Origin of the sequence: Algoriphagus marinus, from assembly GCF_001936475.1 — a bacterium.
GTDB classification, from domain to species: Bacteria; Bacteroidota; Bacteroidia; order Cytophagales; family Cyclobacteriaceae; genus Algoriphagus; species Algoriphagus marinus.
The window spans coordinates 253445-270039 of record NZ_MSPQ01000007.1; the positions used below are offsets into that span (position 1 = coordinate 253445).

At 40.0% G+C, this 16595-nt stretch carries 11 protein-coding genes; 8 read left to right on the forward strand and 3 right to left on the reverse strand.

Annotation, left to right across the window (positions count from 1 at the left end; genetic code table 11):
* The first annotated feature begins 153 nt into the window (after window positions 1-153).
* A complete protein-coding gene (locus BVC88_RS13175; protein ID WP_075351159.1) occupies window positions 154-3168 on the forward strand; it encodes a SusC/RagA family TonB-linked outer membrane protein in 3015 nt (1004 codons plus the stop codon).
* An 18-nt stretch (window positions 3169-3186) separates the two neighbouring features.
* The gene (locus tag BVC88_RS13180) at window positions 3187-4857 is read left to right on the forward strand and encodes a RagB/SusD family nutrient uptake outer membrane protein (RefSeq protein ID WP_075351160.1); all 1671 of its coding nucleotides are present in this window, start codon (window positions 3187-3189) and stop codon (window positions 4855-4857) included.
* 108 nt (window positions 4858-4965) lie between these two features.
* On the opposite strand, the gene BVC88_RS13185 is transcribed toward BVC88_RS13180, so the two are convergent.
* Window positions 4966-6030, reverse strand: a complete 1065-nt coding sequence (locus BVC88_RS13185; RefSeq protein WP_245803644.1) for a LacI family DNA-binding transcriptional regulator — start codon at window positions 6028-6030, stop codon at window positions 4966-4968.
* 127 nt (window positions 6031-6157) lie between these two features.
* Here BVC88_RS13185 and uxaC point away from each other — a divergent pair, with 127 nt between their 5' ends.
* The 3 genes from uxaC (at window position 6158) to uxuA (ending at window position 9676) form a co-directional block, all read left to right on the forward strand.
* Window positions 6158-7597 carry a glucuronate isomerase gene (gene uxaC / locus BVC88_RS13190; protein WP_075351162.1) on the forward strand — a complete coding sequence of 480 codons (1440 nt, stop codon included), beginning with the start codon at window positions 6158-6160 and terminating at the stop codon, window positions 7595-7597.
* 2 nt (window positions 7598-7599) lie between these two features.
* The gene (locus BVC88_RS13195; protein ID WP_075351163.1) at window positions 7600-8418 is read left to right on the forward strand and encodes an SDR family oxidoreductase; all 819 of its coding nucleotides are present in this window, start codon (window positions 7600-7602) and stop codon (window positions 8416-8418) included.
* A 94-nt stretch (window positions 8419-8512) separates the two neighbouring features.
* Window positions 8513-9676 carry a mannonate dehydratase gene (gene uxuA / locus BVC88_RS13200; RefSeq protein ID WP_217694760.1) on the forward strand — a complete coding sequence of 388 codons (1164 nt, stop codon included), beginning with the start codon at window positions 8513-8515 and terminating at the stop codon, window positions 9674-9676.
* A gap of 391 nt (window positions 9677-10067) precedes the next feature.
* Here uxuA and BVC88_RS13205 read toward each other — a convergent pair whose 3' ends face one another.
* Entirely contained in the window at window positions 10068-10877 is an 810-nt protein-coding gene (locus tag BVC88_RS13205; protein ID WP_075351165.1) for an amidohydrolase family protein, read from the reverse strand.
* Window positions 10878-10936: 59 nt separating this feature from the next.
* On the opposite strand from BVC88_RS13205, the gene BVC88_RS13210 reads away from it, so the two are divergent.
* From BVC88_RS13210 to BVC88_RS13220, 3 genes are all read left to right on the forward strand, one after another.
* Entirely contained in the window at window positions 10937-12814 is a 1878-nt protein-coding gene (locus BVC88_RS13210; protein ID WP_317044973.1) for an acyl-CoA dehydrogenase, read from the forward strand.
* Window positions 12815-12899: 85 nt separating this feature from the next.
* Complete coding sequence (locus tag BVC88_RS13215) at window positions 12900-13832, forward strand: UDP-glucuronic acid decarboxylase family protein (protein ID WP_075351166.1); 933 nt, start codon at window positions 12900-12902, stop codon at window positions 13830-13832.
* Window positions 13833-14150: 318 nt separating this feature from the next.
* Window positions 14151-14819: a hypothetical protein gene (locus BVC88_RS13220; protein ID WP_075351167.1), complete on the forward strand. Its 669-nt coding sequence runs from the start codon at window positions 14151-14153 to the stop codon at window positions 14817-14819.
* A gap of 77 nt (window positions 14820-14896) precedes the next feature.
* Here the strand turns inward: BVC88_RS13220 and BVC88_RS13225 are convergent, their stop codons facing one another.
* Window positions 14897-16579, reverse strand: a complete 1683-nt coding sequence (locus BVC88_RS13225; RefSeq protein WP_075351168.1) for an AMP-binding protein — start codon at window positions 16577-16579, stop codon at window positions 14897-14899.
* Window positions 16580-16595 lie beyond the last annotated feature (16 nt).

Here is a 16595-nt window from a genome sequence, read left to right on the forward strand (position 1 = left end):
ATTCCGTAAGTCATGACCGGAATATCTTGAGATTGAATTTATGATAAGGTAACTTGATAGAATCAAGTAGTAGAAGTAATACTTACAATTAAAAAAGTATAATCTAAAGCTCCTTGAGAAATCTATTTCTTTTATCAATAAACCTAATCTATTATGCGTCTAAAAATTTACACACACCTTTTGGTGGTGGTCTTTCTGATGCTCTGTGCCACAAGCGCCTGGGCTCAGAATGTTCAGGTACGAGGAGTCGTATCTGATGAAACAGGTGCTCCCCTTCCAGGAGTAACTATCCTGGTGAAAGGGACTACCACTGGAACAACTACTGACATTGATGGTCAGTATGCTATTAGTTCACCATCTAATGGGGTTTTAGTCTTCTCCTTTATTGGATATACTCCTGTAGAGCGGTCAGTTGGTAACCAATCAGAAATCAATATTAGCCTTGAGCCTGATTTATCTGAGCTGGATGAAGTTATCGTCGTTGGTTACGGAACTGCCAAGAAGAGTCAACTCACAGGTGCGATTTCTTCAGTTGGAAACAAAGAAATTCAAGAATTGCCAATTACGGATGCCAGACAAGCTTTACAAGGTAGAGCCGCTGGTGTCGATGTGACTCAGGCAGGATCAAAACCAGGTGCAGCGCCTCAGGTGCGAATCAGAGGTAGAAGATCATTCAACGCATCAAATGAACCTCTTTATGTAGTTGATGGTATCCCGCTTGTAGGAGGTCTAGATGACATCAACCCTCAAGACATTCTTTCCATGGAGGTCCTTAAAGATGCCTCTGCAACAGCTATTTATGGTTCAAGAGGTGCAAACGGTGTAGTACTTATTACTACAAAAAGAGGAAGCGTGGGTAAGACTACAGTTTCCGTCGACTCCTATTATGGTATTAATGAAGAACTAGGACAAATCGAAGTTTTCGATGGACCAGGATTTGCAGAATATAAAAGAGAATCACGAAGAGCTACAGGCGCTTATCCAGATGGCCCAGCTACAGCTGCGGCTGATGCTGCTTTGTTTGAGCCGGTAGAACTTGAAGGTATAGCACAAGGCAGATCTACTGATTATGTGGGAGGATTACTCCGAACCGGCGCTATCCAAAGTCATCAGGTAAGTGTCAGCGGCGGAAGCGATAAGACTACTTTCTTCATCTCAGGAAACTATTTTAAAGACAAAGGAGTGGTAATCAATCAGGATTTTACCAGATACACTTTCAGAATTAACCTGGATCATCAGATCAATAAGAAAGTGAAAATCGGTACTTCTTCCCTAGTTTCTTACAGTGAGCGAAATGGAGAAAACTTTAATCCACTCGGAGGTGCTTTGCAGGAAAACCCATTAGGAAAGCCATTTGACGATGAAGGGAATTTAATTTTCTTGCCTACTTCCGATGGTCTTCGTACCAACCCATTCGCAGAAATCGTACCGGGTGCTCAGCAAGATTTAACCAAGCGCTATAGAATCTTTACCAGCTTCTATGCCAATTGGGAGATAGCTAAAGGATTGAGCTACAGAATGGTATTTGGCCCAGACTTCAACATCGCCCGAAATGGCAGGTTCACAGGTTCACAAACCAATGCCCGAAGAGGTGGTGATGCTACTGGTAGTGTAAGTGAGGATTTCCGATTCAACTACACTTTGGAAAACATCTTGACTTATAATAAGACTATCAATGATCATACAATTAATCTGACTGCGCTACAATCCATTCAGCGTGATAATCTGGAAGAAACTAATCTGAATGTGCAAGGTATCCCTGCACCATCACAGCTATTCAATAGATTGGGTGATGCATCTCAGATTACTGGAGCCAACACCAATTTGGTACAATGGTCTTTGATGTCATTTATGGGTAGAGCGAATTATTCTTACAAAAATAAATACCTAATAACTGCTACAGTTAGAGCAGATGGGAGCTCAAGATTTGGTCAAAACAATAAATATGGTGTTTTCCCATCAGTTGCATTAGGTTGGAATATTACCGATGAGGATTTCTTGAAGAATTCCAGCAAAGTAGATCTGTTGAAGCTAAGAGTTTCTTACGGAGAGATCGGAAACCAGGCAATCAATCCATACCAAACTCAAGCCCTATTAGGTCGGACTACCTATGCATTTGACAATACCGGTGCTTTCGGTTATCGCCCAAACACAATCGGAAATCCTGATTTAAGATGGGAGACTTCTGCTACATTCAACACGGGGGTGGATTTCTCCTTCTGGCAAGGACGAGTGTTGGGTTCATTAGAGTATTACATTACCAATACTTCTGATCTTTTGGCTCCTCAACCGCTTCCAAATTCGACTGGTTTCGGAGGATTCACTACTAACATTGGAGAAACACAAAATAGAGGTATAGAACTTACCCTTTCCACTCTAAACATTGAAAAAGGGAGTTTTGTATGGTCTACTGACTTCATCTTCACCAGAAACAGAGAGGAAATTATTTCCCTTCCGAATGGTGATGATATCTCTGCCGGTAGATTTATTGGAAGACCACTTACAGTATTCTATGATTTGAATAAAATTGGAATCTGGCAGACTTCTGAAACAGATTTAGCAACTTCTTTTGGAGATAAGCCAGGTGAAATCAAAGTAGAAGACTTTAACAACGATGGCCGAATCAATGCAGATGACCGACAGTTCTTGGGATCCGCAGTTCCGGATTTCTCGTTGGGTTTGACTAACAGATTTTCTTATAAAGGTTTTGACATGTCATTCTTCATCTTCGGAAGATTCGGTTCTATGATCCGATCAGCATTCCATGACAACTTCAACAGCTTATTTGGGCGATACAATAACCTTGCTGTGGATTATTGGACTCCTACCAACCCAACTAACTCGTATCCAAGACCAAATCAAAATCAGGAGCGACCAAAATACAACAGCTCCATGTCTTATTTTGACGGTACTTTCATCAAAGTTCGTAACATCAACTTTGGATATACTTTCAATGAAGCTGCTGCTAAGAAAATCGGTATGACTAGCTTAAGAGTTTATTCAAGTATTCAGAATCCATTCATCTTTTCAAATTACAGATCAGAACATAAAGGAATCGATCCTGAAGTATTTATCGACGGTGAGCAAGGCGTAGAAGGTGGTGTAGTGAACTCAAACGTATCTCCTCCTGTAACAGCTTTTACATTTGGTATCAATGCAAAATTCTAATCAGCAAAACGAAAAGTCATGAAAAACATAAAATTAAACTTCAAAAACTGGGCTAAATCAACAGCACTGATTCTTGGACTTTCGGTAGCTGTTTCCTGTGATGGTTATCTCGACGAAGAGGTAATTTCCCAGATTGGAAATGATTACCTGAACACTGCAAAGGGTCTGGATGATGGTATAAATGCCGCATACTCCTCTATGCGTACTTGGTATGGTACAGAGCGGGGAAATAACTTCACCATCTTTGGTACCGACACTTACACGAATGGAGCCGATGGTTCCTGGAAATTTATGAATCAATATACCAACCAATTTGATTCACAAAATGGACATGTACGTGAATTATGGGACGAATTATACAGAGGAATCAATACCTGTAATGCGGTTCTGGATCGATCTACAGAAATAACTGGTGTTCCTGCTGCTACTTTGGCACAGCGTAGAGCCGAAGCAAAATTCATCAGAGCTCATCATTACTTCTTGCTGGTACAGCTTTTCGGACCTGTCGATTTACAATTGTCTGAAAATGTGGTTCCAAACAGAGCTGTCTCTCGTGCGCCAATTTCAGAGGTCTATGATGCAATAATCACTGATCTTCAAGAGGCTATTCCTGATCTGGAGGCTAAAGCAAAATCTACCAACTTTGGCAGAGCAACACGGCCAGCAGCAGAACATTTACTTGGTAAAGTATTCTTAACTAGAGCAAGCACACCTGCGGGAAGTGCTGCAGATTATGCGAGTGCAGAACCATTATTTAAAAATGTAATCGAAAAATATGGAATCAAACTTCTTCCTGATTTTGCAGACGTATATCTCCCCGGAAATGAAATCAATGATGAAGTGATCTGGTCAGTTCAATATACTAGGTCTCCTTTGACCAATGGTGGAGGAAACAATTCACACGTTTTCTTCCTGATGGAGTACGATACTCAACCAGGTATGCAGCGGGACACTCAAAATGGACGACCATTCAAGCGTTATAGACCAACCAATTATACCCTAAATGTAATCTTTGGAGAGCGGGTAAATGATAGCCGATACAAAAAGACATTTGTAGATGCATTCCAATCCAATAGACCCGGAAATTATAATGCAACATTTGATGATTCGAAAACTGCAATTTCATTTGCCGCAGGAGATACCACTATGTATTTACCTGGATTCAACATGTCTAAGGAGGAGCGTGCAAAGCGACCTTATCAGGTTTTGATCCCGGCTGCATATACAGAGAAACTCTTTCCTTCTATGAGAAAGCAAATGGATCCAGGAAGAGTTGACCGTACTCAGTTTGAAGGTGGTCGAGATTACATAGCAATGCGATTGGCAGAGACTTATCTGAATCTTGCAGAAGCGCAGTTCCGTCAAGGCAAAATTGCCGAGGCGACAGCTACAATCAATGTGATCCGAAGAAGAGCTGCTTTCCCAGGCAAAGAGGCTGAAATGGAAATCACTCCTGATCAGATGACTTTTGAGTTTTTGACTGAAGAACGCGAGCGGGAATTAATCGGAGAGCAACACAGATGGTTGGATTTGAAGCGATGGGGAATCCTAGTGGAGCGTGTAAAGGCCTATAACCCACAAGGCGCACCAAATATTCAAGATTTCCATGTTTTGAGACCAATTCCTCAAAATCAAATTGACAGAGCTGAAGGCGGTGCATCAGCCTTTCCTCAAAACCCTGGCTATTAATCAACACAAATAGATTTGGCTAATAAACTAAAAAGCTGCTCTAAATTAGAGCAGCTTTTTTTGCTTTGAATAGTGAATAGTATTGACTCTAACGAGTTAAGAACTTTTTTACTCTGCTACAGTAGAAGATCGAATGGTAATCTTTGAAGGAATAGTGATCACCTGATTAATCAAATCATAGTGTTTTGGCTTCGTTAATTTCCCAATTAGCAATTTTGCACACTCCTGGCCTATAGTCAAGGCAGGTTGGGTGATGGTGGTCAAAGAAGGATTCAGCAATCCAGCAATTGCAGTATTTGAAAAACTAATAATCTTCAAATCTTCAGGGATGCGGATTTTAGTCCGCTTAACAGCTTGGTAAGTAGCAAATGCCAACTTCTCAACAGAAGCCATAATTCCATCGGGTCGATTCTCCGACCAAAGCATATCTGTGATTAGTTTAATATTTTCCTCTTCAGCCATACAGCAGTTTAGACTTAAGGTTGGTTCTGCAGAAAGACCTGCTTCATTTATAGCATCGACGTAGCCTCGATAACGCTCCTTAGTGATAGAAAGCTCTTTGCTGATCATTAGAAAAGCAATTTTCTTACAGCCTTGTTGTATCAAATGCTTCGTGCCATCATAGGCACTTTCATAATCATTAGTGATGAATTTTGTTGTCGGAATTTCTGAACAGATTCGGTCAAAAAACAATAAAGGAAGACCCCGATCATATAATTTTTGAAGATGCGAAATATCACTAGTCTGGCTTGAAACAGACATCACCACGGCATCAGCTCTACCATTCAAAAGCAGGTTTACAATTTTCTTTTCCCGATCCACATCTTCATGAGTATTATAGACCAGCAAATGGTATCCTTGTTCCTGAGCGATATCCTCAATTCCATCCATCACCTGAGCAAAAAAGTTGTTGATTCGCTCTGGAATGATAACCGCAATCGTTTTGCTTTTATTCTCACGAAGGCTTCTCGCAAATTGATTCGGGTGATAATTCAGCTTCTCTGCCATCCGGATGACCTTTTTCTTGGTCTCTTCGCTGATTTCGTAGCTATCATTCAATGCTCTGGATACTGTAGAAGGAGCTAATTTCAACTCCAGAGCAAGTTCTTTAAGGCTAATTCCTGCTGCCATAATGTCTAGGTATTTTTTGGGTACTTCCAAAATACTAATCATTTACCTCATTCCGATTTTTTTGACCTCATTATTTCGCAATCGTTTCCGTATTTTAATCCTAATTTAGCCCCAAATCGAGGTAAATTTAACTTCGAACTTATTGACTTATATCTATCACTTGAGCTCTATGTCATTAGCCCCTGTTAGCACCAGCTTTCTTACAGAAGATTTTCTTTTACATAATGAATACGCAAAAATTCTTTATCACAATTATGCTAAGAATCTCCCAATCATTGACTACCACAATCACCTCCCTCCTTCCGAAATCAACCAAAACAAAAAATTCGAAAACCTTTCAAAAGTTTGGCTAGCAGGTGATCATTATAAATGGCGTGCAATGCGGACTTTAGGGATCTCTGAAAAGTATATTACTGGAAATGCCTCCGATGAGGAGAAATTTCAAAAATGGGGAATGACTGTTCCCTACACCATGAGAAATCCTTTGTATCACTGGACTCACATGGAACTGAAACGTTATTTTGATATAGAGGAGCAACTCCATGAGGGAAATGCAAAAGAGATCTATTCATTCTGCAATCAAAAACTAAATCAAGATCAATTCTCAACTACAGGCTTGCTATCCCAAATGAATGTGGAGGTTGTTTGCTCCACGGATGACCCTGCTGATTCCCTCTTGGATCACACCGGGTTTCATTTGAAAAATCAAAAACTTGGAATGTATCCTGCCTTCCGGCCAGACAAGTCTTTTGCAGTAGAAAATCCAAAAACTTATCGTGAATACCTTGAAAAATTAGAGCAAGCGTCAAAGGTAAAAATCCACTCTTTTGATTCCCTACTTGATGCTTTACAGAATAGAGTGGACTTTTTTCATAAGCGTGCATGCAGACTTTCAGATCATGGATTAGAGCAATTGTACCATTTTGAGGGCAATGAATATTCCATTGACACCCTTTTCAATCACTTAATGCAAGGGAAAGCGCTTATTCCTGATGAAGTTCACTTTTTCAAATACAAAACCTTGATAGCCCTTTCCAAAATGTACCATGCCAAAGGCTGGGTACAGCAGTTTCATCTTGGTGCGCTACGCAATACTAATTCCAGATCACTTCAATCACTGGGACCAGATACAGGATTTGATTCAATCGGGGATTTTGACCAGGCAAAAGCTTTGGCAGGATTTCTCAACGAACTTGACACTAATGACCAATTGACCAAAACCGTATTGTACAACCTAAACCCACGAGATAACGAGGTTTTTGCAACTATGATCGGCAACTTTAATGATGGTTCCTCAAAAGGAAAAATACAATTTGGTTCGGGATGGTGGTATATGGATCAGAAAGACGGAATGGAAAAACAGCTTAATACGCTCTCGAATATGGGCTTAGTAAGTTGTTTTATCGGAATGTTGACAGATTCCAGAAGCTTCCTTTCCTTTCCGAGACACGAATATTTCCGCAGAATTCTCTGTAACATCTTCGGAACAGATGTCGCTAATGGGGAACTCCCTTGGGACGAAAAATGGCTTGGCAAATTGATTTCAGATATTTGCTATTTCAATGCAAAGAACTATTTTGACTTCAAATCAGAAAACTTTCAGATTTAACTATGTCTAATTCGCTTTTCTCCCTAAAGGGAAAAAAAATCGTTTTTACCGGAGCTGCAGGGGTTTTGGGTAGTTCCATGTGCCTTTATTTAGCAGTAAATGGAGCTAAGGTAATCCTAGTTGGAAGAACTGGAGAAAAAGTCAATAACCTCAGAGATGAAATCATCCAGGCGGGCGGGAAGGCCTCGGCATATGCTGTGGATGTCACCGACGAAACAAAACTGGAAGAACTCAAGGATAAAATTGAAGCCGAAGAAGGCACAATCGACATCCTGATTAACGGTGCCGGAGGAAATATGCCTGGAGCAGTGATTCGTCCCGATCAGACTTTCTTGGATCTTGATTCAAATGCTCTTCGAAAAGTGATTGACTTGAATTACCTGGGGACAGTTCTACCCATCAAAGCCTTACTGCCTTTGATGCTTCCAAATAGAAGAGGAAATATCATTAATATATCTTCAATGGCAGCCTCAAGACCTATGACTAGAGTAATGGGCTATGCTTCCTCGAAAGCTGCAATTGATAATTTAACCAAATTTCTGGCGGTTGAATTTGCGGGAAAACATGGCCCTGAATTTAGAGTAAATGCTATTGCACCTGGTTTTTTCCTTACCGAGCAAAATCGAACCCTATTAACTGAGCCTGATGGCGGTTTGACTCAACGGGGATATCAAATCATTTCTCACACTCCTATGAATCGTTTTGGGAACCCGGAAGATTTATTAGGTGCTTTGCATTGGCTTTGCTCCGATGCCTCCATATTTGTGACGGGAACCGTAATTGCGGTGGATGGTGGGTTTAGTGCATATTCTGGAGTTTAATTACGCTTATTCTACAACTGAACAACGCTATCCCTGATACAATACCTTCACTATTTTCTCAACCTTTAATAACCTTTCAAGTACCATGATAAAAATGCAAGAAACGATGCGATGGTATGGTCCAAACGACCCTGTCAGCCTTCGCGACATTTTACAAGCCGGTGCATCAGGAATTGTGACAGCGCTACATCATATCCCGAATGGGGAAGTTTGGACTCGAGAAGAAATCAAAAAGCGGAAAGATATGATTGAGGCCGCTGGGTTGCTTTGGTCTGTGGTGGAGTCAGTTCCTGTCCATGAGGAAATCAAAACCCGATCAGGTGCCTACCTTCAAAAAATAAAAAACTATCAGGAAACCATACGAAATCTAGCTGCTGAGGGGATTTTTACAGTTTGTTATAATTTCATGCCTATCCTTGATTGGACAAGAACAGATTTGGAATATGAACTCGCTAATGGTGTCAAAGCTTTGCTTTTTGAGAAAAAAGCAGTGCAAGCTTTCGATCATTTTATCCTAAAACGACCTGAAGCAAAAGCCGAATTGTCGGAATCAGAATATCAGGAATTGAAAGCCTATTTTGAGTCTTTGACACCTGAAAAACATCAGATGATCATAGATAATATCCTCAAAGGACTTCCAGGGTCAGAGATTGGATACACTATGGAGGAATTCAAGTCAATGCTGGCAACATATGATGGGATTGATGCACCGAAGCTTGCGGATAATTTGAGACAATTTCTAGATGCGATCGTACCAGTTGCTGAGTCTGTAGGCGTGTCTGTCGCGATCCACCCAGATGATCCACCTTTTCCATTGTTTGGACTACCCCGAATCATGAGTACTGCTGCAGATGCCAGACGAATCCTAAGGGATCAGCCTAGTCCATCTAATGGATTAACTTTTTGTACAGGTTCGTTCGGGGTAAGAGCCGATAATGATCTCCCTGCTATGGTCGCTGAATTTGGAGAGCATATCCACTTTATACACCTTAGAAGTACTAAACGGGATGCAGAAGGCAATTTCTTTGAAGACAATCATCTTGAGGGCGATGTGCCAATGGTAGCTGTAATCGATGAAATCCTCAAAGTGCAGGAGCGTCGGGGTAAAAGCTTACCGATGCGACCAGATCACGGGCATCTTATGCTAGATGATTTGAAAAAGAAAACAAACCCGGGATATTCAGCAATTGGCCGACTAAAGGGTTTAGCAGAAATCAGAGGAGTTCAGGCTGGTTTACTTTATTCTAAAAATAAATGACAGAGAAGGCGGAAATGCTTTCCGGAAAATTTTATCCGGCAGGAAAACCGTCATAGGTAAGGAAATACTGCCGACCAGAGAGTTAATTAAAACCCTTTATAATTCTAATCTTCAGGATCAGAATTATAAAGGGTTTTTTATTTCGAAAGCTTTTTGGCTCCTCTGGTAGAAAAATTGCATTTGAGGATCTTCAGTGATTTACCCGGGAGTGACTATTGGTGGCAGAGTGGTAATCGGTGCAGGCTCAGTTGTAACAAAAAGTTTTCCCTCCGATGTAGTAGTTGGGGGAAATCCTGCACGGGTAGTCAGAAAGATTGAAGAATAAAAACTTGACTTTCTTTTATTCAAAGAAAGTCAAGTTTTTGAATAGGCACTTAGAAACCTATTTACCTCACAGCTTTGAGACGTCAATTTTGAATAACTCAGCGGCATTTTTCCAAAGGATCAGTTCCTTTTTATCCTCCGGTAAATCCAGATTTTTCATGAAATTCAAATAAGATTTCATCGAGGAAATAGGCCAATCAGTTCCGTACAATAGATATTTAGGATTACCAGCATAAGTAATCATTTGCTCCAATTCATTTTTCATAAATCTTTCGAATTTTTCTGAAAAATCTCCTAATACCAAACCTGAAAAATCAGCATGCACGTTTTTGTTTTTGTATGTGACTTCCATGCAGTCTTTGATCCAAGGATTTCCCACATGACAGATCACAATCTTTAATTCAGGAAAATCAACAGCTAAATCATCAAGGTGAATCGGGTGTGAATATTTAACTCTACCTGTAGGAGCATAGGTATCACCCGAGTGAAACATAACCGGAACATCATATTCAACAGCCATATCATATATTACTTTCATCCGGGTATCATTTGGATAAAACGGTTCGTATCCAGGATAGAATTTCAATCCTTTGATCAATCCAGCTTCCAGGTATTCAGAAATTTCGCGTAAGTCTCGGTGATTATAATTCAAGTAGCTGATCCCTGCCACCACACCAAGGTTATTGCGGTTAGCGATTGCCTCCACCACTTTTTGAGTGCTGGGTCGATTTTCATTGACTTTATAAGAGGTAAGTACAAGTGCATAATTCACCTGATTACTATCCATGGTTTCGGTCAATCGATCTAAACAATCCTTCAAAGAAACTACTCGATCTTCATGATAATTATTAATGTGTGTGTGAACGTCTATAATCATATTTAATTTTTATGGTTAATCCAGAAGATACAAATAATTAATATTCTATGAATTAAATCTTGTTTTTAAAGAGTCAATCAATTGCATTTTACCTTCAAGAAGCTTCCTTTAATCCAAAAAATCCGATATTTGATTTAACCCAAACTCAAAATATGCCTCAGTTTTATTCTCGAAAGGATCTCCATTTTCAGCTTTTTGAAAATCTTGATTCGCTCCAATTAACCGAACTCCCATACTTTGCAGACCATTCCAAAGAAACCTTCCAGATGGTTTTGGATGCTGCACATCAAATCGCGACTAAGAATCTATATCCATTGCTCACCGAAATGGACCGAAATGAACCTGTTTTGGAAAATGGAAAGATAAAGATTCATCCGGGAATGCAGGGAATTGTGAAACAATTTGGGGCTGATGGCTGGATTAATGCCACTTTTTCCTACGAAGAAGGTGGGCAGCAATTGCCCTGGACGATTCATATTGCAGCTGGGTTTATTCTCCAAGCAGCTAATTATTCGGCCAGTGTTTTTCCATTTTTGACCACTGGTGCAGCCAATCTAATCCGGACATTTGGCAATCAGGATTTGGTAAAGAAATTTACTCCAAACATGTATTCAGGCCTTTGGCAAGGAACAATGGCCTTGACAGAACCCGATGCTGGCAGCTCACTTTCGGACCTTTCCTCCATTGCTTATCCAACTGACCAACCTGGAACCTATAAAATCAAAGGCCAGAAAATCTATATTTCCTGCGGAGATCACGATGCCGTGGATAATGTAATCCATTTGATGCTGGCAAGAATAGAAGGAGCTCCAGCAGGAACAAAAGGAATCTCACTATTTGTGGTTCCACAAAAGAAACTTGAATCTGGGCAGTCAAATGATGTGCTGACTGAAGGCGTTTACCATAAGATGGGATATAAAGGTGCTCCAATAGCCCACTTGATGTTTGGATCGGATGACAATTGCGAAGGGTATCTTCTAGGGGAAGCCAATCATGGCTTGAAATACATGTTTCAAATGATGAATGAAGCTAGACTCGGAGTAGGAATGAATGCAGTAGCCATTGCGACAGCAGCTTTTCAAGCTTCCTTAGCTTATGCCAAAGAACGCCCTCAGGGAAGAAAAATAAATGAAAAAGATCTCAGTAAACCACAGATCCCAATCATTTCCCATGCAGACGTCAAGCGCATGCTTTTATTTCAAAAAAGTATCTCAGAAGGTTCCTTAGCCTTACTTTTATATTGCGCTATGCTTTCAGATCAAATCAGTCAAGAATCTGAACCCGAAAAGAAACAAAAATTAGAAGTATTACTGGATCTGTTGACTCCGATCGCAAAAAGCTTTCCTTCGGAAATGGGCTTACAAAGTACCTCGGCAGCTGTTCAAGTGTTGGGGGGAGCAGGTTATACGACCGATTTTCCGGTAGAGCAATATTATCGGGAAGCACGGATTCATCCTATCCATGAAGGTACTACCGGGATCCATGGATTGGACCTTTTGGGCAGAAAAGTCTTGATTCATGAGGGACTTGGATGGAAAATCCTCAATCAGGAAATCCTAAAAAGTATCACTCTGGCAAAACTTACTGTAGGTTGCGAAGCCTTAGCCCCTATTCTGGAGAGTTATTTATCAGTTTCAAATGAAGTAGCCTCCACCCTTATGCAAAAATCAAAAGAGGGACCAGAAATTTTCTTGGCCGATGCGACACTATTCCTAGAACTCTGTGGATTCTTAACTGTAGGTTGGATGTGGCTTAATCAAGCTCGAACGGCACGCGAAAAATTAGCACGTCCAGGGATTGATCAAAATTTTTACCAAGGAAAAATAGAAACTGCGAACTACTTTATGGAATATGAGCTGGTGAAAATCAAGTCACTTGCTGAACGATTAAATTCAACGAATTACCCAACCTTGAAAATGGAAGAAGATTGGTTTTAAACCATCGAAAGATTCGGATGATCCTGCTTATTTGAAACAATTCCTTATTTTTGGCGACGCGTATTTTTAACACACTGATTAAAACATGAAACGAATATTAGTAAGCGGTGGAGGAGGATTCCTAGGAAGTCATCTTTGCGACCGTCTTTTACAAGAAGGAAATGAAGTCTTATGCGTAGATAACTTTTTTACGGGTAATCGAAGAAACATACATCATTTACTCGACAACAGGAATTTCGAATTGCTTCGGCACGATGTCACTCATCCACTTTATGTAGAAGTTGATGAAATATACAATCTTGCTTGCCCTGCTTCTCCAGTTCACTATCAGTTTGATCCAGTTCAGACCACTAAGACATCTGTAATTGGGGCAATGAATATGCTTGGACTTGCAAAACGATTGAAAATTAAAATCTTACAAGCCAGTACTTCCGAAATTTATGGCGACCCTGAAGTACATCCACAACCGGAATCCTACAAAGGAAGTGTGAATACACTCGGCATCCGTGCTTGCTATGATGAAGGAAAGCGATGCGCAGAAACTCTGTTCTTTGACTATTACCGACAGCATCAAGTTGCGATCAAGGTGATGCGGATTTTCAACACCTACGGGCCAAGAATGCATCCAAACGACGGACGAGTGGTGAGTAATTTCATAGTACAAGCCTTAAAGGGTCAAGATATCACGATCTACGGAGATGGTAAGCAAACCCGTTCCTTCTGTTATGTAGATGATAATATTGAAGGAATGTACCGCTTGATGAATAGCCGTGATGGCTTTACTGGTCCAGTAAACATTGGTAATCCAGGTGAATTTACCATGCTTGAACTAGCTGAGTTGGTAATTGAGCTAACCAATAGTAAGAGTAAATTGATTTTCCTTCCCCTCCCACAGGATGATCCTATGCAGCGAAGACCATTGATTGATCTTGCTAAAAAGGAATTGGACTGGGAACCAAAAATTGCACTTCGGGAAGGACTTGAAAAAACGATAGCGTATTTCGAGACTGTGATATAAATGTCTAATGCTGGCTGTCCGATGTTAGATGTCCAATATCTAATAGTTGCACTTATTTAGCAATTACATTATCATTAAGAAAAATAGGGTTCAAGGTCCTTCGGATTTGAACCCTATTTTTTATATATCTCATTTTGGTTAAAGTATTCAGATCTGGACCTTTTTATAGATCTCTATTATAGGAAAAATGAGAAAAGACAATCTCCAGTAGGAATTCCAAATGCCTGATTTAGAGTTTTTTATATTCAAAAAAAACTAAAAACAACAAGGAATTAATTTTGAAACTAATTAACTTAGAGACGCAGAAACTAAACCGCTATGAAAAAATCCCTTTTAGTATTGATTCTCTTTCTTCTGATGAGTCAAGCCTTTGCTCAAAAAAAAGCAACTCGAATAATTTTCAATGGCGGTATTCAAAATACAGGAATGTATGAAGAGACTTTTCAATCATTCCAATGTTTTGAGGGCTGTTTTCCAACATCCCAAACTCCAGCAACATCTTATGACTTTAATATTCTCTACCAAGTCCAATCAAAAACCTCCAATCTAAGCTTTGTTTATGGCTTGGGAATAAACCAAAAATCTTATACTGAGAAGGGATTAAGTTCTATTGGCTCGGGCCCAATCGACAATCCCTATTTTCTAAGAATAGATAAAACTTATCTGGGCGCATTCTTTGGAATCAATTATGACCTCCCAATTGGCAGTAAAACCAAGTTAATAGCTGGATCTCTATTGAATCCAGAATTTTTAGTAAGTGATGAAAATGAGATATATAATCCATTGGCTGCAAGTATCCGGATGACTTTTGGTTTGGAGTATCAGGCCTTTGATAATTTTGCTTTACAACTTACCCCCTATTTCCAGACAGCGATCATGAATTATGCTAAATCCCCATTGATGCTTGGTGGAGAAAAAACCCAAACCTATTATCCTTATTCTTTTGGAATAAATTTGGGAATAGTTCTGAATAAAAAGTCAAAATAAATGGTCTGATTTACGAATGAAGTTTAGGTACAAAAAAGGCCCAAATCGTAAGATTTGGGCCTTTTTTTGATTCCGGATCAAGCTCCTATTTTTTCAATATGTGCTTCTTTGATTTTTCTTCTCAGGATTTTACCCACATTTGATTTTGGTAATTCGTCAGTAAAGTAGACCTCTTTTGGACATTTATAATTGGTCAAAAACTCATGACAGTGATCAATTACAGCCTTATCCGTGAGTGACTTGTCTTTGGGCACTACATAGGCCACCACTTTTTCTGTGGATTTGGGATCCGGCATACCAATGACTCCAACCTCCAAAACTCCCGGACAAGAAGCAATTGCATCCTCCACCTCATTTGGGTAAACATTGAATCCGGAAACGAGGATCATTTCTTTTTTTCGATCTACGATTTTGGTAAATCCATCATTGTCCATAATCCCAATGTCTCCTGATTTAAACCATTCCCCCATCATCACTTCTGCGGTATCTTTAGGTCGGTTCCAATATCCTTTCATGACCTGCGGACCTTTGATACAGATTTCCCCTCGTTCTCCATTCGGAAGAGTAATTCCCATATCATCTACAATGATAATTTCAGTATTTGGGAGGGGTAATCCAATGGTTCCTATTCGCTCTGTTCCATCAGTGGGATTACATGTAGCCACAGGAGAAGTTTCGGTAAGTCCGTAACCTTCAGCCAATGGAGTTCCAGTTACCTTTTTCCATTTATCCGCTGTTGCTTTTTGAACAGCCATTCCCCCTCCTACTGCAACCTTCAATCCAGAGAAATCCAACTTATGGAAAGCTTCCTGGTTCAGAAGACCATTAAATAATGTATTTACCCCTGTGAACACTGTAAATCTATGTTTTGAAAGCTCTTTTATAAAGGCAGGCATATCGCGAGGATTTGTGATCAGCAGGTTATGAGCTCCGATTTTCAACATTGCTAAACAGTTTACCGTCAATGCGAAAATATGGTAAAGTGGAAGCGCTGTAACCACGATCTCTTCCCGTTCTTTTAAGCTTGGCTTCATCCAAGCAGAGATCTGCTGCATATTTGCCACAATATTTCCATGCGTCAACTCGGCTCCTTTTGAAACACCCGTTGTACCACCTGTATATTGCAAAAATGCTGTATCTGCCAATGTTAGATTTTCTGCCTTAAAAGCATTTTTAGCACCTTCTTTTAAAACAGTTTTGAAAGAAACAGCTCCTGGAATGGAAAAACTAGGAACCATTTTTTTGATATGTTTTACTACCAGATTTACGATGGTTCCTTTTAACCCGCCAAGCATGTCCCCTAATTCTGTCACGATCACATGCTTTGCTTTTATTTCAGGAAGAATCTTCTCCAGATTACTGGCAAAATTGGCAACAATCACCACTACTTCAGCACCTGAATCATTGAATTGATGCTTCATTTCCGAAGGAGTATAGAGTGGATTGGTATTGACTACCACCATTCCTGCTCTTAGAGCTCCAAACATCGCTACCGGATATTGTAGAATATTGGGCATCTGAATAGCTACTCTCGTACCTTTTTTCAGCTTGAGCACTTGGGTTAAATAAGCTGCAAAACTCCCGCTTAGTTGATTCAACTCATTAAAAGAGATTGTTTTGCCCATACATTCATAGGCAACTGCAGGTCCATATTTTTTTACACTCTCATCAAAAAGTTCTGAGATACTCGAATATTCGGTAAGGTTTACAGTTTTGTCAACTGTGGCTGGATAATGCTTTAGCCAGGGAAAATCTGCCATCGAATTGGTTTTTTTG

Excerpts from the sequence above, each read along its gene's own strand:
- BVC88_RS13220 (WP_075351167.1), top strand. The coding sequence starts at position 14,151 with ATGAAAAAATCCCTTTTAGTATTGATTCTCTTTCTTCTGATGAGTCAA.
- uxuA (WP_217694760.1), top strand. The coding sequence starts at position 8,513 with ATGCAAGAAACGATGCGATGGTATGGTCCAAACGACCCTGTCAGCCTT.
- BVC88_RS13205 (WP_075351165.1), bottom strand. The coding sequence starts at position 10,877 with ATGATTATAGACGTTCACACACACATTAATAATTATCATGAAGATCGA.
- BVC88_RS13175 (WP_075351159.1), top strand. The coding sequence starts at position 154 with ATGCGTCTAAAAATTTACACACACCTTTTGGTGGTGGTCTTTCTGATG.
- BVC88_RS13195 (WP_075351163.1), top strand. The coding sequence starts at position 7,600 with ATGTCTAATTCGCTTTTCTCCCTAAAGGGAAAAAAAATCGTTTTTACC.
- BVC88_RS13180 (WP_075351160.1), top strand. The coding sequence starts at position 3,187 with ATGAAAAACATAAAATTAAACTTCAAAAACTGGGCTAAATCAACAGCA.
- BVC88_RS13215 (WP_075351166.1), top strand. The coding sequence starts at position 12,900 with ATGAAACGAATATTAGTAAGCGGTGGAGGAGGATTCCTAGGAAGTCAT.
- BVC88_RS13185 (WP_245803644.1), bottom strand. The coding sequence starts at position 6,030 with ATGATTAGTATTTTGGAAGTACCCAAAAAATACCTAGACATTATGGCA.
- BVC88_RS13225 (WP_075351168.1), bottom strand. The coding sequence starts at position 16,579 with ATGGCAGATTTTCCCTGGCTAAAGCATTATCCAGCCACAGTTGACAAA.
- uxaC (WP_075351162.1), top strand. The coding sequence starts at position 6,158 with ATGTCATTAGCCCCTGTTAGCACCAGCTTTCTTACAGAAGATTTTCTT.